This window comes from Clostridia bacterium (assembly GCA_017405765.1).
Classification (GTDB): Bacteria; Bacillota; Clostridia; order Oscillospirales; family RGIG577; genus RGIG577.
Genome location: JAFQZS010000001.1, coordinates 24,792 through 46,843 on the forward strand (window position 1 = coordinate 24,792; position 22,052 = coordinate 46,843).

19 protein-coding genes are annotated in these 22,052 nt (G+C 48.2%); 3 read left to right on the forward strand and 16 right to left on the reverse strand.

Translation table 11 applies throughout. The features are described 5' to 3' along the window. Positions 1-144 precede the first annotated feature (144 nt). The 12 genes from IJG50_00145 to hprK all read right to left on the reverse strand — a co-directional run bounded on the left by IJG50_00145 (position 145) and on the right by hprK (position 14,427). Positions 145-1,188 (reverse strand): zinc-binding dehydrogenase, encoded by a 1,044-nt coding sequence (locus IJG50_00145; protein ID MBQ3378257.1) that lies wholly within the window; start codon positions 1,186-1,188, stop codon positions 145-147. A gap of 203 nt (positions 1,189-1,391) precedes the next feature. Continuing rightward, positions 1,392-2,435 carry an alcohol dehydrogenase catalytic domain-containing protein gene (locus tag IJG50_00150; protein MBQ3378258.1) on the reverse strand — a complete coding sequence of 348 codons (1,044 nt, stop codon included), beginning with the start codon at positions 2,433-2,435 and terminating at the stop codon, positions 1,392-1,394. A gap of 198 nt (positions 2,436-2,633) precedes the next feature. Beyond that, entirely contained in the window at positions 2,634-3,677 is a 1,044-nt protein-coding gene (locus tag IJG50_00155) for an alcohol dehydrogenase catalytic domain-containing protein (protein MBQ3378259.1), read from the reverse strand. A 121-nt stretch (positions 3,678-3,798) separates the two neighbouring features. Further along, positions 3,799-4,593: a sporulation transcription factor Spo0A gene (spo0A, locus tag IJG50_00160; GenBank protein ID MBQ3378260.1), complete on the reverse strand. Its 795-nt coding sequence runs from the start codon at positions 4,591-4,593 to the stop codon at positions 3,799-3,801. A 124-nt stretch (positions 4,594-4,717) separates the two neighbouring features. Next, a complete protein-coding gene (gene spoIVB / locus IJG50_00165) occupies positions 4,718-5,797 on the reverse strand; it encodes a SpoIVB peptidase (GenBank protein MBQ3378261.1) in 1,080 nt (359 codons plus the stop codon). A 168-nt stretch (positions 5,798-5,965) separates the two neighbouring features. Beyond that, positions 5,966-6,952: a 6-phosphofructokinase gene (locus tag IJG50_00170; protein ID MBQ3378262.1), complete on the reverse strand. Its 987-nt coding sequence runs from the start codon at positions 6,950-6,952 to the stop codon at positions 5,966-5,968. A 61-nt stretch (positions 6,953-7,013) separates the two neighbouring features. Continuing rightward, entirely contained in the window at positions 7,014-10,535 is a 3,522-nt protein-coding gene (locus IJG50_00175) for a DNA polymerase III subunit alpha (protein ID MBQ3378263.1), read from the reverse strand. Between the two features lie 10 nt (positions 10,536-10,545). Beyond that, on the reverse strand, positions 10,546-11,436 hold the full coding sequence (whiA, locus tag IJG50_00180; protein MBQ3378264.1) for a DNA-binding protein WhiA: 891 nt from the start codon (positions 11,434-11,436) through the stop codon (positions 10,546-10,548). Continuing rightward, positions 11,414-11,842: a hypothetical protein gene (locus IJG50_00185; GenBank protein MBQ3378265.1), complete on the reverse strand. Its 429-nt coding sequence runs from the start codon at positions 11,840-11,842 to the stop codon at positions 11,414-11,416. Before IJG50_00185 ends, whiA begins: the two co-directional genes overlap by 23 nt. Continuing rightward, on the reverse strand, positions 11,811-12,749 hold the full coding sequence (gene murB / locus IJG50_00190) for a UDP-N-acetylmuramate dehydrogenase (GenBank protein ID MBQ3378266.1): 939 nt from the start codon (positions 12,747-12,749) through the stop codon (positions 11,811-11,813). The genes IJG50_00185 and murB overlap by 32 nt, the downstream gene beginning before the upstream one ends. Continuing rightward, the gene (locus IJG50_00195; protein MBQ3378267.1) at positions 12,742-13,458 is read right to left on the reverse strand and encodes a phosphatase; all 717 of its coding nucleotides are present in this window, start codon (positions 13,456-13,458) and stop codon (positions 12,742-12,744) included. Before IJG50_00195 ends, murB begins: the two co-directional genes overlap by 8 nt. A gap of 12 nt (positions 13,459-13,470) precedes the next feature. Further along, positions 13,471-14,427, reverse strand: a complete 957-nt coding sequence (gene hprK / locus IJG50_00200; protein ID MBQ3378268.1) for an HPr(Ser) kinase/phosphatase — start codon at positions 14,425-14,427, stop codon at positions 13,471-13,473. Positions 14,428-14,641: 214 nt separating this feature from the next. On the opposite strand from hprK, the gene IJG50_00205 reads away from it, so the two are divergent. Further along, positions 14,642-14,830 carry a 50S ribosomal protein L28 gene (locus IJG50_00205; GenBank protein MBQ3378269.1) on the forward strand — a complete coding sequence of 63 codons (189 nt, stop codon included), beginning with the start codon at positions 14,642-14,644 and terminating at the stop codon, positions 14,828-14,830. A gap of 115 nt (positions 14,831-14,945) precedes the next feature. Here the strand turns inward: IJG50_00205 and IJG50_00210 are convergent, their stop codons facing one another. Continuing rightward, on the reverse strand, positions 14,946-17,000 hold the full coding sequence (locus tag IJG50_00210; protein ID MBQ3378270.1) for a bifunctional 4-hydroxy-3-methylbut-2-enyl diphosphate reductase/30S ribosomal protein S1: 2,055 nt from the start codon (positions 16,998-17,000) through the stop codon (positions 14,946-14,948). 201 nt (positions 17,001-17,201) lie between these two features. On the opposite strand from IJG50_00210, the gene IJG50_00215 reads away from it, so the two are divergent. Then, complete coding sequence (locus IJG50_00215; GenBank protein MBQ3378271.1) at positions 17,202-17,561, forward strand: S-layer homology domain-containing protein; 360 nt, start codon at positions 17,202-17,204, stop codon at positions 17,559-17,561. 33 nt (positions 17,562-17,594) lie between these two features. Next, positions 17,595-19,046, forward strand: coding sequence for a trypsin-like peptidase domain-containing protein (locus IJG50_00220; protein MBQ3378272.1), 1,452 nt, complete (start codon positions 17,595-17,597; stop codon positions 19,044-19,046). Between the two features lie 84 nt (positions 19,047-19,130). Here IJG50_00220 and IJG50_00225 read toward each other — a convergent pair whose 3' ends face one another. From IJG50_00225 to IJG50_00235, 3 genes are read right to left on the reverse strand one after another with little or no spacing between them, the layout of a single operon-like run. Continuing rightward, on the reverse strand, positions 19,131-19,925 hold the full coding sequence (locus IJG50_00225) for an ABC transporter ATP-binding protein (protein ID MBQ3378273.1): 795 nt from the start codon (positions 19,923-19,925) through the stop codon (positions 19,131-19,133). Beyond that, entirely contained in the window at positions 19,918-20,838 is a 921-nt protein-coding gene (locus IJG50_00230; protein ID MBQ3378274.1) for an ABC transporter permease, read from the reverse strand. The genes IJG50_00225 and IJG50_00230 overlap by 8 nt, the downstream gene beginning before the upstream one ends. A 31-nt stretch (positions 20,839-20,869) precedes the next feature. Then, on the reverse strand, positions 20,870-21,967 hold the full coding sequence (locus IJG50_00235; GenBank protein ID MBQ3378275.1) for an ABC transporter substrate-binding protein: 1,098 nt from the start codon (positions 21,965-21,967) through the stop codon (positions 20,870-20,872). Positions 21,968-22,052: the final 85 nt, after the last annotated feature.

Here is a 22,052-nt window from a genome sequence, read left to right on the forward strand (position 1 = left end):
ACACATTCCTCCTGTTTATATATTTTTTAATGGCCTGTTTCAAGTTATATATATTATATCACTTTGTTTAAAAAATCCAATACCTTTTTTGTGTTTTTTGTATGTTTTTTCAAAATAAAGTCATACCGTGAAAAACACATCGGTCTAATCTCTCGGGAACTGTATCATTATCTTTATCTTATTGCAGTCAGGAGACTGAAGCTCCCTATAGCAATCCTCTACCTCTTCTAACTTGCAGTCCGCCGAGTAGTATTTTAAAACGTCGAACTTCTTTTCGGCGATCAGCCTCATTACCTCGTCGAACTCGGCGTCGGTATAGGTAAAATATGCCTGAAGGCGGGCGCGTTTGAAAAGTGCTGCGACGCTGTTGAAGGTAAGCGGAGCGGACGCCGAGCCTATCAGCGCTATGCGGGCGCGCATCTTGCTAGCCATGATCGCCATATTCAAGGGGTCGGACTGGCCCGTGCATTCAACTACATAGTCAAATCCGCGTCCTCCCGTCGCCTTTAAAAGCTTACCTAAAAGCTCGGGGTCTTTCCCGTTGAACAGCTCGTCTATATTGCCTAATTCAAGGTTCTTTTTTCCTCTGAATTCATTTACCTCAACCATCGCAACATAGCTTGCGCCGAAGTATTTCGACCACTGCGCTGCAAACGAACCGATTATGCCGCCGCCGAATACCAAGACCTTATCTTGGCGCTTTATGCCCATATCCTTGACTGCGGAGTACGGAGTCGCGCACGGTTCTATCATCGCCGCTTCCTCGTTCGTCATGGTGTCTGGTATCTTTCTTACGAGAAACGGCGGTGTGATAAAATATTCCGCGTACGTTCCGGCCGGGCCGTCGGAATAGCATCCCACGCCCTTCGTTCTGTTCACGCAGTCGTCATAGCGATGCTCAAGACATGCGGTACACACGCCGCACTCGGTATTTCTCGGGATCGAGGTTATCCTGTCCCCCACTTTAAGGTCGGTGCGCGATCCGGGATCTATAACTATGCCCGCATGCTCATGTCCCGGGCGCACGTTATGAAATCCGGGCTGATCGCCCAGCTCCCATATATGTATGTCGGAACCGCAAATTCCGCAGGTCTGCACTTTCATGATAACGTTTTTGCCGTCCGGCTCGGGCTTAGGAAAGTCTCTTATCTCAAGCTTCTTATGATCGGTGATTATTGCGCCCTTCATTTCACAGTTCTCCTCATATGGTTTTTTAAAACTATTGTCCTGATTTATGTTTATTATATCATATTATCACAAAAATCCAAGCCATTTTTTATGACTTTTTGTGTATTGTTATTATTGGACGATTTCTGATTAGCTCATTCGTTTTTCCGGCAAAAATTAAGCGCGGTGTTTTAAACCGCGCTTAAAATGTATTTCGCTGTAATTTAATCTCTCGGGAACTGGATCATTATCTTTATCTTATCGCAGTTGGGAGACTGAAGCTCATGATAGCAATCCTGTACTTCCTCAAGCTTGCAGTCTGCGGAGTAATATCTTAAAACGTCGAACTTCTTCGCCGCAATAAGGTTCATTACCTCGTTAAATTCAGCGTCCGTGTAGGTAAGGTATGCCTGAAGACGTGCGCGCTTAAAGAGAGCAACAACGTTGTTGAAGAGTATCGGCGTTGCCGATACGCCGATTATTGCAACGCGTGCGCGCATCTTGCTTGCGAGCATTGCCGTGTTGAGCGGTCCTGCCTGGCCTGTGCATTCAAGCACGTAATCGAAGCCCTTGCCGTCCGTAACCTTTAAAAGCTTATTGAGAAGCTCGGGGTCCTTTCCGTCGAACAACTCGTCGATATTGCCCATCTCGAGGTTTTTCTTGCCTCTGAATTCGTTTACCTCTACCATTGCAACGTAATCAGCGCCGAAGAATTTTGCCCACTGTGCGGAAACGGAACCGATTATGCCGCCGCCGAATACCAAAACCTTATCTCCGCGTTTTATACCCATATCCTTGACTGCGGAATACGGAGTTGCGCAGGGTTCTATCATTGCAGCCTCTTCGTTCGTCATGGTGTCGGGTATCTTTCTTACGAGGTTGGGCGCCGTGCTGAAATACTCAGCATAAGTTCCGGCGGGACCGTCCGGGAAGTTGCCTACGCCTTTTATTATATGAGTACAATCGTCGAAACGGCGCTCCATGCACGCCGTACACTCGCCGCACGCGGTTCTGTTCGGAAGCGAAGTGATCCTGTCGCCTACTTTAAGGTCGGTACGCGATCCGGGGTCAACTACTATGCCGGCATGCTCGTGTCCGGGACGTATGCCTTTATTGCGCGCATCTCCGCCTCCCTCCCACATATGTATGTCGGAGCCGCAAATACCGCAGGTCTGTACCTTCATGATAACGTTTTTGCCGTCCGGCTCGGGTTTTGGAAAATCCCTGATCTCAAGCTTCTTGTAATCGGTAATTATTGCACCTTTCATTTCACGTTCCTCCTTAATATATAATGTTTATAAGATTTGCTCGTATAAGTATATAATTGTTATATCATATTATTACAAAAATCCAAGCCCCTTTTTTATATTTTTTGTGTATTTTATTTATTAGTCTAAAAGAGCATTTTTGCGCATATAAAAAGGGGCGCGGCAAGAATACCGCGCTCCCCCAAAAATCGGCGTTTTTTAATCCCTCGGGAACTGTATCATCATCTTGACCTTTTGCGACGTCGGCGAGTGCAGCTCCTCAAATACCTCGTTTAAACTTTCAAGGCTGCAGCCTCCTGAATAATGGCGCGATACGTCAAATTTCTTTTCGGCTATAAGCTTCATCACCTCGTCGAATTCTTCGTTCGAATATCCCAGATATGCCTGAAGACGGGCGCGTTTAAACAGCGCTACTACATTATTAAAAGCTATCGGCTTTACCGACACTCCTATCACTGCGATGCGCGCATACATTTTACTTGCCATCATCGCCGTGTTCAGCGGTTCGGCATGTCCCGTGCATTCAAGCACATAGTCAAATCCCTTGCCGCCGGAAGCCTTTAAAAGCTTTCCTAACAGCTCGGGGTCCTTGCCGTCGAACAACTCGTCAATATTGCCGTCCGCCAGGTTTTTCTTGCCGCGGAACTCATTGACCTCAACCATAGCGACGTAGTCCGCGCCGAAATATTTTGACCACTGAGCCGAGAAAGATCCTATAATACCGCCGCCGAATACCAAAACCTTATCTCCACGCTTTATGCCCATATCCTTTACTACGGAATACGGCGTTGCGCACGGCTCGACCATCGCGGCTTCTTCGTTTGTCATATTGTCCGGTATCTTTCTTACGAGCGACGGATCGGCTGTGAAATACTCCGCATATGAGCCGGGCAGTCCGGCCGCCGAAAGGCCCATGCCCGATACTCTGTGCTCGCACTCCAAAAACCTGTGCTCAAGACATGCGGTGCACACGCCGCAGCCAACGCTTACAGGGATGGTCGTTACTCTGTCGCCCGGCCTTAGGTCGCTTCGCGCGCCGGGATCAACCACTATTCCGGCGTGCTCGTGCCCCATAACGGTGCCCTTATACGTCGGCTGGTCGCCCATCTCCCAAACATGGATATCGCCGCCGCATATGCCCACCGTCTGCGTTTTTACAATAACGTTTCTCCCATCGGATTCGGGTTTGTTTACATCCCTGACTTCAATATTTTTTGCGTCCGTTACAACTGCCGCTTTCATAATATGGCTCCTCCCGTTTTTATTTTATAATATCATACTTTGTGCTTTTAAACAACATAAAATAAAAACTCTTACATTATTATGCAAAAAACAAAGGGCGCTTTTCGCGCCCCTTGTTTCATCATATTATTTTTATTCCGGCAGCTTTTCTGTCCATTTTTATCTTCAGTCTCAGCTTGTCCGCTATCATCGCTATAAACTCCGAGTTGGTCGGCTTGCCCTTTTCGTTTTGTATCGTATAGCCGAATATGCTGTCCAACGCGTCGATGTCGCCTCTGTCCCACGCCACCTCTATCGCATGGCGTATTGCTCTTTCAACACGCGAGGGAGTCGTCTGAAACCGTTTGGCCACCGATGGATACAAAAGCTTTGTGATAGAGTTTATAACTTCCATATCCTCTACAGCCATCATTATGGCCTCTCTCATATATTGATACCCCTTTATATGCGCAGGGACGCCCAGCTCATGCATTATCTTTGTTATCTGTGCCTCGAGCGAAAGCTCCCCTTCATCGGAGAATATAAGCATTGCATCGCGCCTTTTCGTGCCTTTTGTGCCGAAACTTACGATCCTGTCCTCAAGCGCTCCGAAATCAAGAGGCTTGCGCATATAATAATCCGCGCCAAGCTCAATGGCTTCCTCCATCACTCTGTCGCTTCTTATTGCCGTTATGACAATGAATACAGGCCTTTTAGTCAATATTTCGGCATTTTTAAGGATCTGCAGTCCATCAAGCCCCGAGAGCACGATATCCATAAGCACCACATGCGGCGAAAGCTTTTCTACAGCGTCTATAACCTCCACGCCATTGGAAGCCGTGCCTATTATCTCAACTTTCTCCTTCGATAAATTTTCCTTGAGCGCACTGATAAAATCAGGACTGTCGTCAGCGACGAATACTTTAATTTTCTGCATCATATTTCTCTGTCCTTTCTTAAATTGTATCTTTATTTTCGGCCGCAACAGTATATTACCATATATTTACAACAATTTCAAGTGTTAATTTACAGAAAATGTAAATATTTTGGTAGTTTTACGCTCAGGCTGCGTATGCCGAATTTGAAAACGATTCTTTATCCGCCAGCATGTTCTCTATTGATATGGCATATCCGCGCGTCGGGTCGTGAACGAGAACATGAGTTACGGCGCCGACAAGCTTTCCGTTCTGTATTATGGGGCTTCCGCTCATCCCCTGTATTATGCCTCCGGTCGCATTTAGAAGCCTTTTATCAACTATTCTTATAAGCATATTCTTAGAATTGTTTGTTCTCGAATTGTACACCTTTTCAATCTCGATTTCAAACTTTTCGACATTATCCGACAGAATATTCGATAAAATTTCGGCTTTGCCGACAGTTATCTCATCATTTTGCGCTGTTTTAAACGATTCAAGCTTTAAAAGCGGCGAATCAGGCGCTACTTTTCCGTATACGCCGTTTTCAGTATTCAGATATACGTCTCCTGTTTTTTCGCCGTCTTCCAAAAACATACCTGTGATCTCTCCGGGCTCATCCTTATATCCCTTAATAATGCCGGTTATAATAACATTGGAAGCATCTCCCCTTGCCATATCGAAAAGCCTTCCTGTATTCGGATCCTGTATCCCGTGTCCGAGGCCGCCGAACGCGCCTGTAAGCGGATTGAGATACGTAAGCGTTCCTATTCCCGCTTCGCTGTCGCGTATTGTCAGCCCCAGCTTATACTTGCCGCTTTCCCGCGAGAGCGCCGGAAGTATAGACGCAGTTTTTTCCACGTTCCCGCGCATAAAGCCTATTTTCAGTTCCTCTCCCGTACACTCCTCCATAAAAGCGATAACATCGTCGATACCGCCGATACTTACGCCGTTAATAGAGGTGATTATATCGCCCGGCTTTATTCCGGCGTCTTTAGCCGGTTTTTCCCTTTTTTTGTCTGTTTCAACTTCATTTATTCCGACTACGGCCGCACCTTGGCAAAAAAGGCGAATCCCCGACGCTATTCCAAGAGGTATAAGCTCTTTCGCAGGTTCCATATCTGCCGAGACCTCGATATAATTCTCATGCGCGCCGCTGTAAAGTGCAAATAAACCCGCTGTAAGCGCACATGCCGCAAAAAGACATATTATTCTTTTTCTTAGCATTATCTACCCCTATTCCTGATTTTTTGTACGCGCAGTTCTTGTCGCGTACATATTGTATTTTCACCTTTAAGTAGATAAACAAACGTGGGAATAACTTAAGCGACGTTTACATAAATAAAAAGTGCGCTGTTTACGCGCACATTTTATTTATATTAGGCAATTTTTAAATCATAATGATACCTCTATAGACGTTTCATAAAAATCATGGCTTACCTCTTTTTTCATTTGAAGACCCTCCTCCAAAGAATAATCGCATATGAGTCCGCCGCTTACGGCCACGATCCTGCCGTGCTTTCCTTCTGTCAAAAGCTTCACTGCGCGCACTCCCATCTGAGTCGCGCGTATCCTGTCAAGCGCCGACGGCACTCCTCCGCGCTGGATATGACCGAGGATGGTCACTCTGAGATCAACGTCTGTAAGCGCGCGTAAGACCTCCGCTATGCGTGCGGCGCCGCCGTCGATGCCCTCGGCCACTATTATTATATTATGGCTCTTTCCCGACGCTTTGGCGCTTTTTAACATCTCCACGACGTCGCGCATTATATCGTACTTTTTTTCGGGGATCATAACTATCGCCGCGCCCGCAGCTATGCCACACGAAAGGGCAAGCTGGCCGCTCGTGTGCCCCATCACCTCGACTACGCTCGTGCGTTCGTGCGATGTGGTCGTGTCTCTTAATCTGTCCACGGCCTCGACCGCCGTATTCAGCGCGCTGTCAAAGCCTATCGAATATTCGCTGCAGCCAACGTCGTTGTCTATCGTCGCCGGTATGCAGACGACTTTTACGCCCTCGCGGGAAAGCTTCTCGGCGCCCCGAAACGACCCGTCACCGCCTATTATCAAAACGGCGTCAAGCCCAAGCGCCCTTACATTCGCGGCCGCTTTTTTTACGCCCTCCGGCGTCATAAGCTCTTTGCATCTCGCCGTTTTTAATATAGTCCCGCCTCTGTTTATGATATTCGACACGGATTTAAAATCGAGCCTCACGGCGTCTCCCTCGACGAGGCCGTTATATCCGCGCTGCACACCGTAAACGTCCATGCCGTTCTTTATCGCCGTGCGGCACGCCGCGCGTATTGCCGCATTCATGCCGGGCGCGTCGCCGCCTGAAGTAAGTATGCCTATCGTCCTTACGACGCCGTTACTTTCATACATAGATACCATCCCAATTTATATTCTTGTCATGCCGTTCTGCCGGAAGTTTTTTGACACGCTGTTATTTTATTTTTACGTGTTCTTTCGGCAGTATCCCACAGAGCTCCTCTATAAGCTCGTTGGTTATCTCTACCCAAAGGTCGCTTCTCAGCGCGAAAAGCTTTCCTACGTCTTCAAAATAAATAAGTACCTTGGAGTTCCCCGGATGCTCTTTAAGGATTTTGCGTGTTTTTATCATTTCAAAGCTTCGCTCTGACGGAAGCTTTATATAGAGCTTTGACGCGGCCGCTTCTTTCGGCGCGCTCACGTTCTCAATCGGATCGACGCTGTCAGCTATAAGCGTAGGCGTCGGCGCTCCCTCGGAAGCGGCGTCGCGCACGCCGCTTTTTGCAAATCTGCCGTCGCTTTCGCGAAACTGCACCTTTGCCCTCATATATATTACCCTTCCGGGCTTTAAAATATGGCTGCACGTTTCATACAGATTGGGAAATATCACGGCCTCCGCCGATCCGTATTGGTCCTCCAGCTCTAAAAAGGCCATCATTTTATCGTTTCGCGTCGTTTTGTTCTTGCGCGTACTGATAACGCCTATGACCTTAACGCTGTCTCCGTCTCTGAGCTTTGCGCCGTGTTCCGAAGCTGCGCTTATTATATCGCCTATAGTTATTGCTCCAAGTGTGCGCACGAGCGGCTCGTATTCATTCATAGGATGACTTGAAAGATAAAGGCCCGTGACCTCTTTTTCCATTTCAAGGCGCTTCATAAGCGGCAGCTCCTCCACGTCGGGAAGCTCGACCTCATCTTTCTTCTTTTCCTGCCCTTCCGAAAGAATGTCAAACATGCTTAGCTGTCCGCTCACTGTTGAAGCGTTTTTTCTCGCCGTATCGTCCATAAGCTGTTCAAACACCAAAAGAAGCTGTGCCCGCTTTAGCCCCAGGCTGTCGAATGCGCCGCATTTTATAAGGCTTTCAACGGCGCGCTTATTTATCTCGCGCCCGCTCATACGCTCGCAAAAATCGGAAAAAGTAGTGAAAACGCCGTTTTTTTCGCGTTCGTTTATAAGTGTGTCTATCAGCGACACGCCTATATTTTTAACAGCAACCAGGCCGAATCGCACGTTATCGCCGTCTATGGAAAATCCCGACTGGCTCTTGTTTATATCCGGCGGAAGCACGGCAACACCCAGTCTCTTTGCCTCAGCGGTATATTGGCTCACCTTGTCGCTGCTTTGCAGGGATGCGGTAAGCAGCGCCGCCATAAATTCCTTTGTATGGTGGCATTTAAGATATGCCGTCTGATAAGCTATAAAAGCGTATGCCGCCGCGTGAGACTTGTTAAAGGCATACGACGCGAAATCCATAAGCTCGTCAAATATGGATATGGCGGCGTCCTTTGGCACTCCCCGCCTTATCGCGCCTTCCACGACTGTTTTCCCGTTTTCATCTACTACGCCGTTTAAAAAAGCATCGCGCTCTTTGGCCATTACGTCAGCCTTTTTTTTACTCATCGCGCGGCGCACCATGTCGGCGCGTCCCAGTGAATATCCGCCGAGCTTTCTTACTATCTGCATTACCTGCTCCTGATATACAACGCAGCCGTAAGTCACGTCGAGAATATCGCGGAGGCTCTCATGCTTATATCTCACCTTTGAAGGATCGTTTTTCCATTCGATATAGCGCGGTATGGATTCCATGGGGCCGGGGCGGTAAAGCGAAATAACGGCTATGATATCCTCGATGCTTTTGGGTTTTAATCCCTTTAAGACCTGCTTCATGCCGCCGCTCTCAAGCTGAAATACGCCGTCGGTATTGGCGCTCGTAATAAAATCGTATACGGCTTTGTCGTCATAATCTATTTTATCCAAATCAAAATCGGGATCGCTTTCCCTTATCATTTTAACGGCGTCGTAAATAATTGTAAGCGTGCGAAGACCGAGAAAGTCCATTTTTAAAAGTCCCAGGTTCTCTATGGTCTTCATCGGGAACTGTGTGACCACCGATTCGTCGTTCAATGCGAGCGGCACGAATTCGTCAAGCGGGCTGCTTGCTATAACTATGCCTGCCGCGTGAGTCGAAGCGTGACGAGGCATGCCCTCAAGACGGCGCGACATATCTATTATACGCTTCACATTTATATCGTTCTTATACCTTTCTGCAAGCTCCGGCGACTTTACAAGCGCCTTTTCTATCGTTATGCCGAGGTCTGTGGGTACAAGCTTCGCCACGGCGTCCGTTTCGGCATATGATATATTGAGCGCGCGTCCCACGTCTCTTATCGCCGCCCTGGCCGCCATCGTACCAAATGTTATTATCTGCGCAACGTGATCTGCGCCGTATTTATGCACCACATAATCTATTACCCGCTGTCTCTTTTCATAACAGAAGTCTATATCTATATCAGGCATCGTTATTCTTTCGGGATTTAAAAATCGCTCGAAAAGCAGGTTATATTTTATAGGATCTATCGATGTTATATAAAGGCAGTAAGACACTATACTGCCCGCTGCGCTGCCTCTTCCCGGGCCTACGGGAATATCGTTTTCGCGCGCGAAGCGCACGAAGTCGTGCACTATTAAAAAATAGTCGACGAATCCCATGCTTTTTATCGTCGAAAGCTCATATTCCAAACGCTCGGCGTGCGTATTATCGTCTCCGTACCTCTTTTTAAGCCCGTCGTAACACAGCTCTTTAAGCGTGATATAATTTATCTCTTCGTTTCCGTCTCCGAATTTGGGCAGATGTCTTTTGGAAAAGTCAAATTCCACATTGCACATATCGGCGATCTTTTTTGTATTTTCTATCGCCTCGGGCGCATATGAAAAAAGCTCGGCCATTTCCTCAGAGCTTTTTACATAAAACTCATTGTTGTCAAAGCCCATTTTCCCCGGGTCGTCAACAGTTTTGCCCATTTGTATGCACATCAGCACATTATGCGCTTCAAAGTCCCGTGCCGATATATAATGAGCGTCATTTGTGGCTACGAGCGGTATGCCCGTCTCGCGCGACATACGCAAAAGCGCCTCGTTTACCGTCTTTTGCTCCTCGATACGGTGATCCTGCATCTCCAAAAAGAAGTTGCCGCTTCCGAATATTTCATTATAAGTTAGCGCCGCAGCCTTTGCCGCCTCGTAATCTCCCGCCGTTATCGTGCGCGCTATTTTTCCCGCAAGGCAGGCCGAGAGAGCCACGATACCCTCGCTGTGGGCGCGAAGCAACTCCTCATCGGCGCGCGGCCTGCGGTAAAACCCTTCCGTATATGCTGCAGAAACGATCTTTATAAGGTTTTTATAGCCCGTTTCGTTTTTCGCAAGCAGTATAAAATGATAATTCTCCGAATCATATTCGCTCATTTTATCAAAACGGGTCCTCTTCGCAAGATAGACCTCGCAGCCTATTATAGGCTTTATGCCCTCGGCCTTGGCCGCGTTATAAAAATCTATAACGCCGTACATATTTCCGTGATCCGTTATAGCAACGGCGGACTGCCCAAGCGCCTTTACGCGCTTCATAAGCTCGCCGATCTTGCACGCGCCGTCAAGCAGGCTGTATTCGGTATGAAGATGCAGATGTACAAAATCAGTCATTGATACCACCTCACGATCTGGAAAGCTCAACTAGTTTTTTAAGCCGGTGATTTACTCCGCTTCGTGAAAGCGGAGGGCTTAAACGTTCGCCAAGCTGTGCAAGCGACATGTCCGGATTTTCAAGCCTCAGTTCAGCCAGCTCCTTAAGATGCGCCGGCAAAAACTCAAATCCTTTTTCGCGCTTTATCTTTTCTATCGCCTCTATCTGTTCGGCCGAAGCAGAAGCCGTTTTTAAAAGATTTGCCGTTTCAAAATTAACTCGGCGGTTTATGTTGTTGCGCACTTCCTTTATGACCTTCGCTTCCATAAGGCGAAGCGACGCCGATGATGCGCCCAGCATATTTAAAAATGCAAATACTTCATCGGCGTTTTTCATATAAGCGCGCGTTTTTTTGCCCCTTTGCGGCGCCGTTTTAAGCTCTGCTCCAAGCGAGGCCGAAACCTGCGTAATAAGTAAGCACAGCTTTTCGTCGGGCGCGTCTATCTCAAGATGATACGATGACTCCGGCTCCGACACGTATCCGGCCGCGCAAAAAGCCCCTCTTAAAAAAGCTGCCCTGTCGCATTTTTTTATAAGCGCGCCCTCTTCCAAAGAAAGCGGCATAGAATGAGCCGCTTCATAAAGATGTAAGACAGTGCTGCCCGTAAGTTCGATTTTATAAAGAATGCGCCCCGCGCGCGAAAACTCGGCAATATCCGATACTTCGATCCCCACAAGCTTGCGAAGAGAAGCCACAGTTCTGTCGAGAAATTCCTTGCAATCGGACGAAAGCACGATTCTTTCCTCTGTAAAAACCTGCGAAAAAAGCAGCACCCCCGTAAGGAACGCATCGGCGCAGCACGGCTTTTTAGTATATTTGAAGTTGCAAAGCTCGTCCTTAACCTTTGTTGAAAAGCTCATTTTCTCCTCCGAGTTCACGATGATAAACGCGCGCATCATATCCGTTTCTTTTGCAGTCAAGGAAAAACCGGTGCGCAAAATATACCGATCGGTGTCTGCCGCCCGTACATCCGAACGCAACGGATACGCTTTTATCCGCCTTTTTGCTTTCTTCTATATAATAAAAGGCAAAACGCGACATTTTTTCGTAAAAATCATTGCATTCGCCGTGCTCCTCCATAAACTTTCGTATCGGCTCATCCATGCCGCAGAAATCCCGCAGGCTTTCGTCATAATACGGATTCGGCATAATACGCACGTCAAAAAGCAGATTTACATTTGCAGGCGCGCCGTATTTATATCCGAAAGAGCTGATATCTATTGTAAATGTCTCGTTATTCTCCACTTTTACACCCGTCTTTCGCATATGAAAAATCGCCTATGAGCTTCACCTCTGTCTGAAGCTCGACTCCCTTATGCTTTTTTACTTCATTTTGTACATGGCGTATAAGCTCGTAAACATCGCGCGCACTTGCGCTGCCCGTATTTATTATAAATCCGGCGTGCTTCTCGCTGACCTGCGCGCCGCCGCACGACGCGCCCTTTAATCCGCTCGCCTCTATAAGGCGGCCGGCAAAGTCGCCTGTCGGGCGCTTGAAAGTACTTCCCGCGCTGGGAAACGATAGTGGCTGCTTATCGGCGCGGCGCTTGTTCATATCTTTCATAAGCGCCGTTATCTCGGCGCGTTCGCCGTGCTTCAGTTTGATATACGAGCCCGTGATTATCTTATCCGAGTCGCAAAACGAGCTGCTGCGATAAGAAAAGCCATGTTCATTTCCTGTCGTTTCTCCCGTTTTACCGTCAAAAGTCACATATTTCGTGCGTATAACTACATCCTTGATCTCGCCGCCGTACGCTCCTGCATTCATATATACCGCGCCCCCCAGCGTTCCCGGTATCCCGCTTGCAAATTCAAGCCCCGAGAGCGCGCAGTCTCTCGCAAACGCCGCAATACGTGACATTCTTACGCCTGCGCCCGCAAATATCGTATCGTCGGAAACGAGCGAAAGCTCCGAAAAGCCCTCCATATTTATTACCATGCCTCTTAGACCATCGTCAGACACGAGTATATTTGAGCCGCCGCCGAGTATAAATACGGGCAGCCTGCTTTTTTTTGCAAACGCGAGCGCCGCTTTTAGCGCATCGTCGTCATATGCAGTCACCATTGCGTCGGCCGGACCGCCTATCTTGAAAGAAGTATACTCTTTAAGCGGCACGTCGAACTCTGTCTTTAAATTATACTTGTCAAGAATAGAAAAACTGCTTTTATCCATTTGTACCTCTCTTTTGAGAAACGATCTCCATTATTAGCTCTGGAGAATAATTAAGCACGAGATCTTTATCGTAACCCATATCTTCTATCAGCCGCTGCGCGTCGGACACCTCTCCCACGTCAAAGCATACGTGCGCGTCGGAGTTTATCGCGAGAAGTACGCCGTATTTTTTGCATACGCGCACGATATCCTCGATGTCGCGCGTGCTTCCGCGCTTCATTCTGAAGGAGTGGTTGTTTATCTCTACGACTTTCCCATATTCGCGGCAGGCCTTTATGACCGTCTCATGGTCGAACTCGAACGGCAGCCTGTCGGGGTGTCCCAACATATTTACGTGCGGATTCTTAATAATATTCAGCCAAGTCTTCGTATTCGTGCTTATATCCGCGCCACGGTATGCGTCGTCGTGAAACGATGCTATCACCCAGTCAAGAGAAGAAAGAAGCTTTTCCGGCATATCGAGAGTGCCGTTCTCATCCGTTATATTGGCTTCGACTCCGCGCAATATCCTTATTCCCTCGTATTCGTCGGGCAGAGTTCTCAAATTTCTGAAATGCCATATATTCGGCGAATCCGGAAGCGCCGGCGCGTGATCCGTCATTGCCAAAACTTCAAGGCCTTTCTTTTTTGCAAAGGTCAAAAGCTCCAAAAGCGTGCTGTACGCATGCGCGCTTGCAAGCGTATGGCAATGTAAATCCGCTTTTATCATACGTCTGCCTCCTTACATTCCCTTCGCCTTATCTATGCGTTCCTTCAGCTCCTGCTGCTTCATACGCTGGTCAAGCTCGTCGAGCGCATTGTATCCCATGCGCTTCTGACGGTTGTTCATTGCCGCCGTTTCGATAATAACTGCCAGGTTTCGTCCGGGCTTTACGGGTATCGTCACCGAGGGGATCTTAACGTCGAAAAACTGAGAATACTCACCGTCTGTTCCGAGCCTGTCGTAATATTTATTATCGTCCCACGTCTCTAAATTTATAACGAGATCGATAACTGTCGAATCCTTTACGGCGCCTATACCGAACAAGTTCTTTATGTCTATTATTCCTATGCCTCGTATTTCCATAAGGTGCTTTATAAGGTCCGGCGCCATGCCGAGTATTTCCCTGTCGGATATCTTGCGGATGAGCACCGCGTCGTCGGCTATCAGAATGTGTCCGCGCTTTATAAGCTCTATTGCCGTCTCACTTTTACCAACGCCGCTTTCTCCCATAAAAAGCACGCCCTCGCCGTATACCTCAACAAGCACTCCGTGGCACGAGATCACCTTTGACAGGCGGCGGTTCAGGTAGTATACAAGCTCACTCACAAACTGGGATGTCTTTGCGCTTGTGCGAAGTATAGGAGTATTGTACTTGTGCGCAAGCGGCGCCATCTCGGTAAATACGGGCAGATTGCGCGCTATCACCACAACGGAAAGCTCCTTTTGAAAGTATGCCTCAAGCGCCTTTGAGCGTTCCTGCGCCGAAAGCTTTTCAAGATAACTCATCTCCACCCTGCCGAAGATCTGTACTCGTCCGGGGTCAAAGTGGTCGAAATATCCGGCAAGCTGAAGTCCCGGACGCATCATATCCGAGGAGTATATCCTCTTGTTTTCAAATCCGTCGGGGGCGATTATCACTTCAAGATTAAAGTCGTCTATCAAATCTTTTACTAAAATATAAGCGCGTTCTTCCATTGCAATACACCTCGTTTTCGTGATAATATAATTATATATCTATTCGCTGCTTTTGGCTATGCTTTTTTAATGCGCACAGGCGTTTAAGTAAATTTTTTTGAAAATACGAAAAAAAGGCTTGCATTTAGCCGATTTCTCTGATAAACTATACAAGTTGAAATATGTATGTATCCGTTTTCGGATTTTTCTGATCAATCAAGGGGAGGTGTAGATCGTGGCAAAATGTGATATCTGCGGAAAGGGCGTTACTTTCGGCATCGCTGTATCCCACTCGCACAGAAGAAGCAACCGCAGTTGGAAGCCGAATGTAAAGAAGGTCAATGCAATCGTAAACGGCAGCAAAAAGAAAATAAATGTTTGCACCAGATGCTTAAGATCTAATAAGGTTGAACGTGCGGTTTAATCAGAAGTCGGTTTAAAAAGTACGCAATAAAAGAACGTGCCGTGGCACGTTCTTTTTTCGTATCAAAAAACGGGGGCGGACTCATACCGATCCCGTTTTTTACATTTTTTGTTTCTTACTCTGCGTCTGCCGGAGCCTCTGCGGGAGCCGCTTCGCTCTCTGCAGTCTCTTCAGTCTGAGCTGCCTGTGCTTCAGCGTTCTCTGAAACTTCCTTTGATGCTGCGTCGAGAAGCGCGCGTATGCTCAGGTTGACCTTCTTCTTCTCGAAGTCGATAGCCGTTATCTTCGCGTCGACTACCTGATCGATAGAAAGCTCGCTTTCGGGGCTCGGAATATGCTTCTGAGCGATCTGCGATACATGGATAAGACCGTCCACTCCGGGCACTATCTGTGCAAATGCACCGAAAGGCATAAGCTTGATTATACGGCAGGAAACAACGTCACCTACGTTGTACTTGGACTTGAAGATCTCCCACGGATTGTCCTCGGGCTTTTTGTGACCAAGCGATATCTTCTTCTTCTCACCTTCCGTGTCAAGCTTTAAAATGAATACGTCGATCTCATCGCCTACTGCCATGATCTCAGACGGATTCTTTATGCGCTGCCATGACATCTCGGAAATATGTAACATACCGTCAACGCCGCCAATATCAACAAAAGCGCCGTAGGGCATTATAGACTTAACTATACCCTTGTAAGCCTTGCCTACTTCGATCTCGTCCCAGATCTTCTTAGCGGCTTCCGCCTTGCGCTCAACAAGAACGCTCTTTATAGAGCCGATAACTCTTTTTCTCTGGCGATTGATCTCAAGTATGCGTAAATCAACATTTGTGCCTACAAGGCCGGAAAGATCTTCGGTGTAGCGCTCTGCCGCAAGTGACGCCGGCACGAATACTCTTACGCCGTTTACCATAACTACAACGCCGCCTCTTACGGCCTCTGTAACAACGCCGGAAAGTACTCTCTGATCTTCTACAGCCGCTTCTACTTCTTTCCACATCTTCATAGAGTCGATCTTCTTCTTTGAGAGCATGATAACGCCTTCAACGTCAGATACTCTCACAACAAACGCTTCGACCTCGTCGCCGACCTTAACAAGATCGTTTAAGTTAGCGTTGGGATCGGAAGTGAACTCATCCGCCGGAATGTAGCCGTCCTGCTTAGTGCCCAGGTCCAGTCTTATCTCTCCGGGTAAAATCTTGCTTACAATACCGGTTACAACGTCTCCTGTATGTAAAGATTTGATGGATTGTTCAACAGCCTCCGCAAAGCTTAACTCCTCGTTGTTGTCCATGATTATTTTTTCGTCTTCCATTCTTTCAATAACCTCCCTAATTATAAAGGCGGGTGTAGACGCGCCGGCAGTTATACCTACCTTGTCGTCTCTCCCAATCGTGATGCTCTTAAGCTCTTTTGGCGTTTCAATATGAAACACGTTCTTGCAATGCTCACGGCATACTTCAACAAGCTTCAATGTATTGGAGCTTTTTCTGCCGCCGATAACTATCACGGTATCGGAAACCTTTGATATCTCGGCCGCATCATTCTGCCGTTCTTCAGTTGCAAGGCAGATCGTGTCGTGCGTTTTCGCATTCGGTATGTTTGCTTTAACGTATGACAGACATCTGCGCCAGTTTGCTTTATTGATAGTCGTCTGAGCTACCAAGCATACGTTAGTATTCATTATATCAAATGCGACAGAATTTTCAAGCCCTGTTTGCAATTCATTTAAAGTTTTATAAATATTTGCGCTGTCTTCGCACCATCCGTTGATGCCTATCACCTCCGGATGCGCCTTGTCGCCTATTATTATTATCTCATCGCCCGCTTCGTGGTGCTTTTCGACTATGCGATGTATCTTTCTTACGAACGGGCAGGTCGTATCGATGCACTCTACTCCCAGCTCGCCCAGTCTGTCGTAGATTTTTTTTGCCTCGCCGTGAGCGCGGATTATAACGCGGGCATTCTCTCCCTTTATCTCGTCGGGCGAATGTATAAGCTTGACCCCTTTTTTTATGAGCTCGTTTACTACAAGGTCGTTATGTATTATCTCACCCAGCATATATAGATTCTGCGAGTTCTGCTCCACTGCACCGTAGGCCATTTCCACCGAACGCTTTACGCCGAAGCAAAATCCGGCGTGCGGCGAGAGGATTATTTTACGCGGCATAAAAGAAACTCCTTAAAATTTATTTTTTCATAAAACGTCGTATTTTTTTATTATACACTATTTTGCTTTGATGTGAAGTCTTTTATAAAAAAACAGTTTTTATATATATAAATAAGTTGCGCTTTCATGTTTTATGCTGTATATTAGAAATATAAGTCAATATTTATGTACTATATTTACTTAATAACGGGAGGTGTTGACGTGAAAAAACGGATAATATGTGTTTTTGTTTGCGTCGTTATTTTATTAGGTATGATGTCTACGGGCGCGTTGGCCGCGCAGGCGCGCGACACCTCGTTTGAAGCCGGTCTTGCCGTTTCTTTAAAGTCGCTCGGCCTCTTTCGCGGCGTTTCCGACAGCGATTTCGACTTGGAGAGAGCGCCGACGCGCACGGAAGCGCTCGTCATGCTCATACGAACGCTCGGGCGTGAGAGCGAAGCTCTTGACTGCACGTATTCTCACCCGTTCACCGACGTGCCGTCATGGGCTGACAGATACGTGGCGTATGGATACGAAAACGGACTGACAAACGGCATTTCTTCCACGCGATTCGGCGGCTAGGCTGCGGCAAATTCAAATATTTATCTCACCTTTATGCTTCGCGCGCTCGGTTATTCCGATGAGAACGGCGCCGATTTTGATTGGACTTCACCCTTTGCGCTTTCAAAAACCGTCGGGATACTCCCCTCTTACGTTGATACGCAAGATTTCATTCGCGCCGACGTCGTAAGCGTGTCGTATGCCGCGCTTTCGGCCTACCTCAAAAATTCCAGTCAGACGCTTGCGCAGAAGCTCATTTCAATGGGCGTATTCACGGAAGGACAGTTCGACTCCGTTTACGACGTTTCGCTTATAAATGCAAAGACATCATCGGGCGAAAACGCAAAACAGGAGCTTACGGCGGAACAGATATACGCAGATTGCGCTCCCGCAGTTTTCTACATCGAGACGTATGATTCTCACGGAAACGCACTTATGAGCGGAAGCGGATTCTTTATAGGCTCCGACGGTACGGCAATAACAAATTATCATGTGATCGAGAATGCAAAAAGTGCAAAAATAGCGCTCTCGGAAACGGGACGCACACTTGACGTTGAGGGCGTTTACGGCTATAACGAATCGGAAGACTGGGCCGTTATAAAGATAAGCGGCACCGGCTTCCCTGTCCTCGCAATGAATACCACCCCCTCGACAGGCGGTGCGACAGTCTACGCCATAGGAAGTCCTCTGGGCCTTCAGAACACCATATCCCAGGGCATCATATCAAATCCCTCCCGCCTGATCGAGGGACAGTATTATATACAGACGAGCGCGGCTATCTCAAGCGGTTCTAGCGGCGGAGCGCTCATAAATAAATACGGCGAAGCGATAGGCATAACGTGCGGCTCGTACGTTGACGGCCAGCTATTAAATCTTGCCGTGCCTCTCTCTTACGTTACCGGATATAGTAAAGCATCTCTTACACCGCTTTCAAAAGCGACCGTCTTGCAGACGGGAGGCGCATCCGCAGCACAGTCGCCCGAAAGGCAGAAGGCGGCCTTCGGCGCGCTCAAATCGTGGATAATGCAGAACGGAAGCCTTGATACGGTCGAGGACGGTACGAAGGCCTATATGTTCAGTGCGTCCGACAACGACGAATACGGCGGCGCATCGCTTTATCTTATAGGATATTACCCCTCTAGCGGAAATATCGCCATTACCACTTCATACGTGTCTTCCGATATGGGGATAATGATGCTGACGACCGTTTTATTCGAAGAGACTCCGCCGTATATATACGGATATGAATATTTGCCTAACGCATACTCCTCCGATAAGCTTGAGGCTGCTGGATTTTTCTACGCGCCCACGCTCGATGAATCGACCGAGCTGAGCTTTTACAGCACAGGCGGCGCATTGAGCCAAGATGAAGACGTTGTTTACACGCACGAGGCGATCGCCCAGGTCTTGCTTCTTGAAGCGTTTGAACTGACCGATTATATTTTCCAAACGGAGATCCCCGCATACTCCATAGCCGATTTCGGATTTGCAATGCTTGCCCGTTAAGTTTGAACTCTCTCACGGAAAAGAAAACAAAAACGTGATGGTCTTCTCATGAAGATCATCACGTTTATTCTTTTTATAAAGCTTTTACGAAAGCAGGGCTTTATCGTTCGCAAATTCCTCGCCGCTTTTTGCGCTGAATTTTTCAAGCAGGTCTTCGACCGTAAGATTTTTCTTGTCGTCGCCCGAAATGTCGAACATGATCTTTCCTTCGTTCATCATGACAAGACGGTTGCCGTAGGCAATGGCGTCGCGCATATTATGCGTTATCATGAGCGTCGTAAGATTGTGATCGGAGATTATCTTGTCCGAAAGCGCAAGCACCTTCTGCGCCGTTTTCGGGTCAAGCGCCGCCGTATGCTCATCTAAGAGCAGCACCTTCGGCTTCTTTATCGAAGCCATGAGCAGCGTAATTGCCTGGCGCTGACCGCCCGATAAAAGACCTACCTTCGTGGTGAGTCTGTCCTCAAGGCCAAGGTCGAGCGTTTTAAGCATCTCTCGATACTCCGTCTTTTCGGCGGTCGTTATGCCCCAGCCGAGACCGCGCATCTGTCCGCGCCTTGCGGCAAGCGCAAGATTCTCAAGTATGCTCATCGTCGCGGCAGTACCCATCATCGGGTCCTGGAACACTCGTCCCAGATACTTTGCTCTTTTAAACTCTGGCATCGAAGTAACATTGGTGCTGTCTATCATTATAGTGCCGCGGTCGGGCTTCCATACGCCTGCTATGGCGTTGAGCATGGTGCTCTTGCCGGCGCCGTTGCCGCCTATGACCGTTACGAAGTCGCCCTCGTTCAATACCAGGTCAACGCCGGCAAGCGCAGTCTTTGCGTTGACAGTGCCGGGATTGAACGTCTTGTGTATATCTTTAAGCTCAAGCATTCTTCTTTCCCCCTTTTGACCCCGAACCGTAATGCGATTTCCAGTAAGGTATTCCGAGGAAAAGCGCTACCACTATCGCCGAGAGCATTTTCAAAAGGTCGGTGTCTATTCCGCACCAGATAACTATCTGATAAACTATGTAATAAACGACGCCGCCGAGGGCGACAGCCAAAAGCTGTACCGCAAAATTTGAGAAAAATCTGCCGATGATCGCCTCACCTATGATAACTGCGGCTAGGCCTATAACTATTGCGCCGCGTCCCATCTGAACGTCGGCGAAGCCCTGATACTGTGCAAGAAGCGCGCCTGACAGCGCAACGATGCCGTTTGAAAGCATAAGCGCAAACACGGTGTTGAAGTTCGTATTTATGCCCTGCGCGCGGCTCATATTCAGGTTGCATCCGGTTGCCCTTATCGAACTGCCGAATTCCGTACCGAAGAACCAATACAGTACAGCGATGAGCACGATCACGATAACTGCAATAACGAATATCGAGTTTTTATAAAACGGCACATCCCTTAAATACTGCAGCGAAACGAGCAGGTCATAATTTCGGACGCTCAGCGCCTGATTTGCCTTGCCCATTATCTTCAGATTGACAGAATACAGCGCAAGCTGTGACAAAATACCTGCAAGTATTGCCGGTATGCCCATAAACGTATGGAACAGGCCCGTAACGAGACCGGTTATCATACCGACGATGACGGCCACGAGGAACGATACGAATATGCTGTGACCGCTTATCATCATCATTACGCATACCGCGCCGCCCGTACACATCGAGCCGTCGACGGTAAGGTCGGCAAAATCAAGTATTTTGAAAGTTATGTAAACGCCTATCGCCATTATGCCCCAGATAAAGCCCTGGGCCACGGCGCCCGGCATACTGCCTAACAAGCTTAGAATGTTCATTAAAAGGCCTCCGAACTATACTTGGCGAAAATTAAGCTTCCGGTTCAGTTTCAGCTTCTGCCTCAGCCTCAGCCTCCACCTCTGCCTCTGCCTCTGCATCAGCGTCAGCTTCTGCTTCCGCATCTGCTTCGGTTGCGATAGCAACGTAATCTTCGGGTACTGCTACGCCAAGCTCTGCGCATATTTCAGCATTGTACTTCTTGGTAACCTGCGGAGCGTATTCGATGGGCATCGTGGAGATGTCAGCGCCCTCTGCAAGGATCTTTGCAGCCATAAGACCGGTTGCATAGCCAAGGTCATAGTAGTCTATCGACAGGGTAACGGTGCCGCATACAGAGCAGATGCCCTCTTCGCCTGCAACTACCGGAACCTTTGCCGGACGGCAGATACCGTCAACTATACCTGCGGAGGAAGCAACGGTGTTGTCAGTGGGAACGTAGATAAGGTCGCACTCGGAAACTGCGGTGGTGCATACAGCCGCGATGTCGTTAGCGTCGGAGAAGGAGTAAAGCTTAACGGTCTTGCCCTGTGCCGTAAGCTCTGCGGATACAACGTCGATCTGATACTGCGAGTTCGGCTCAGCCGAGCAGTAGAGAAGGCCGATGTTCTGTGCATCGGGGAATAATTCCACGATCATAGCTGCCTGCTGATCAAGCGGAGCAAGGTCGGACGTACCGGAGATGTTGCCGCCTACGGTGCCGTTAAAGTCGGCGATCTCAAGAGCTACGCCATACTCAGTGATGGAGGTACCAAGGATCGGGATATCAGCGGTAGCCGATGCAGCGGCCTGGAGTGCAGGCGTTGCGTTGGCCATGATAAGGTCGTATTTCTTGGAAACGAAGTTGTTTACGATAGTCGAGCAAGCGTTCGAGTCGCCGGAAGCGTTCTGAACGTCAATGTTCACGCTGTCTTCGCCGAGCGTCGCAACGAGCGCGTCGCAGAAGCCCTGAGTTGCAGCGTCAAGTGCAACGTGCTGAATGAGCTGGCATACGCCTACGTTGTAAACAACAGCTTCGCCCGCGCCGTCATCGGTAGCAGGCTCTTCGGTTTTGCTCTGGTTGCTGCATGCTGCGAATGCAAACGCAAATATAATCGCAAGCACGAGAGCCAGAATTCTTTTTGCATTCATTTTTCTTTACCCCTTTTATTTTATTTTTATATACAATAAGCAGTCGGAAAATACCGGCCGCGTATCGCTTTTGTTTTTGCCTTGC

What these genes read in the sequence shown, in the direction of transcription:
- IJG50_00145 (MBQ3378257.1), bottom strand. Translation starts at nt 1,188, where the DNA reads ATGAAGGGCGCAATAATCACCGATCATAAGAAGCTTGAGATAAGAGAC.
- IJG50_00150 (MBQ3378258.1), bottom strand. Translation starts at nt 2,435, where the DNA reads ATGAAAGGTGCAATAATTACCGATTACAAGAAGCTTGAGATCAGGGAT.
- IJG50_00155 (MBQ3378259.1), bottom strand. Translation starts at nt 3,677, where the DNA reads ATGAAAGCGGCAGTTGTAACGGACGCAAAAAATATTGAAGTCAGGGAT.
- spo0A (MBQ3378260.1), bottom strand. Translation starts at nt 4,593, where the DNA reads ATGCAGAAAATTAAAGTATTCGTCGCTGACGACAGTCCTGATTTTATC.
- spoIVB (MBQ3378261.1), bottom strand. Translation starts at nt 5,797, where the DNA reads ATGCTAAGAAAAAGAATAATATGTCTTTTTGCGGCATGTGCGCTTACA.
- IJG50_00170 (MBQ3378262.1), bottom strand. Translation starts at nt 6,952, where the DNA reads ATGTATGAAAGTAACGGCGTCGTAAGGACGATAGGCATACTTACTTCA.
- IJG50_00175 (MBQ3378263.1), bottom strand. Translation starts at nt 10,535, where the DNA reads ATGACTGATTTTGTACATCTGCATCTTCATACCGAATACAGCCTGCTT.
- whiA (MBQ3378264.1), bottom strand. Translation starts at nt 11,436, where the DNA reads ATGAGCTTTTCAACAAAGGTTAAGGACGAGCTTTGCAACTTCAAATAT.
- IJG50_00185 (MBQ3378265.1), bottom strand. Translation starts at nt 11,842, where the DNA reads ATGCGAAAGACGGGTGTAAAAGTGGAGAATAACGAGACATTTACAATA.
- murB (MBQ3378266.1), bottom strand. Translation starts at nt 12,749, where the DNA reads ATGGATAAAAGCAGTTTTTCTATTCTTGACAAGTATAATTTAAAGACA.
- IJG50_00195 (MBQ3378267.1), bottom strand. Translation starts at nt 13,458, where the DNA reads ATGATAAAAGCGGATTTACATTGCCATACGCTTGCAAGCGCGCATGCG.
- hprK (MBQ3378268.1), bottom strand. Translation starts at nt 14,427, where the DNA reads ATGGAAGAACGCGCTTATATTTTAGTAAAAGATTTGATAGACGACTTT.
- IJG50_00210 (MBQ3378270.1), bottom strand. Translation starts at nt 17,000, where the DNA reads ATGCCGCGTAAAATAATCCTCTCGCCGCACGCCGGATTTTGCTTCGGC.
- IJG50_00220 (MBQ3378272.1), top strand. Translation starts at nt 17,595, where the DNA reads ATGCTTCGCGCGCTCGGTTATTCCGATGAGAACGGCGCCGATTTTGAT.
- IJG50_00225 (MBQ3378273.1), bottom strand. Translation starts at nt 19,925, where the DNA reads ATGCTTGAGCTTAAAGATATACACAAGACGTTCAATCCCGGCACTGTC.
- IJG50_00230 (MBQ3378274.1), bottom strand. Translation starts at nt 20,838, where the DNA reads ATGAACATTCTAAGCTTGTTAGGCAGTATGCCGGGCGCCGTGGCCCAG.
- IJG50_00235 (MBQ3378275.1), bottom strand. Translation starts at nt 21,967, where the DNA reads ATGAATGCAAAAAGAATTCTGGCTCTCGTGCTTGCGATTATATTTGCG.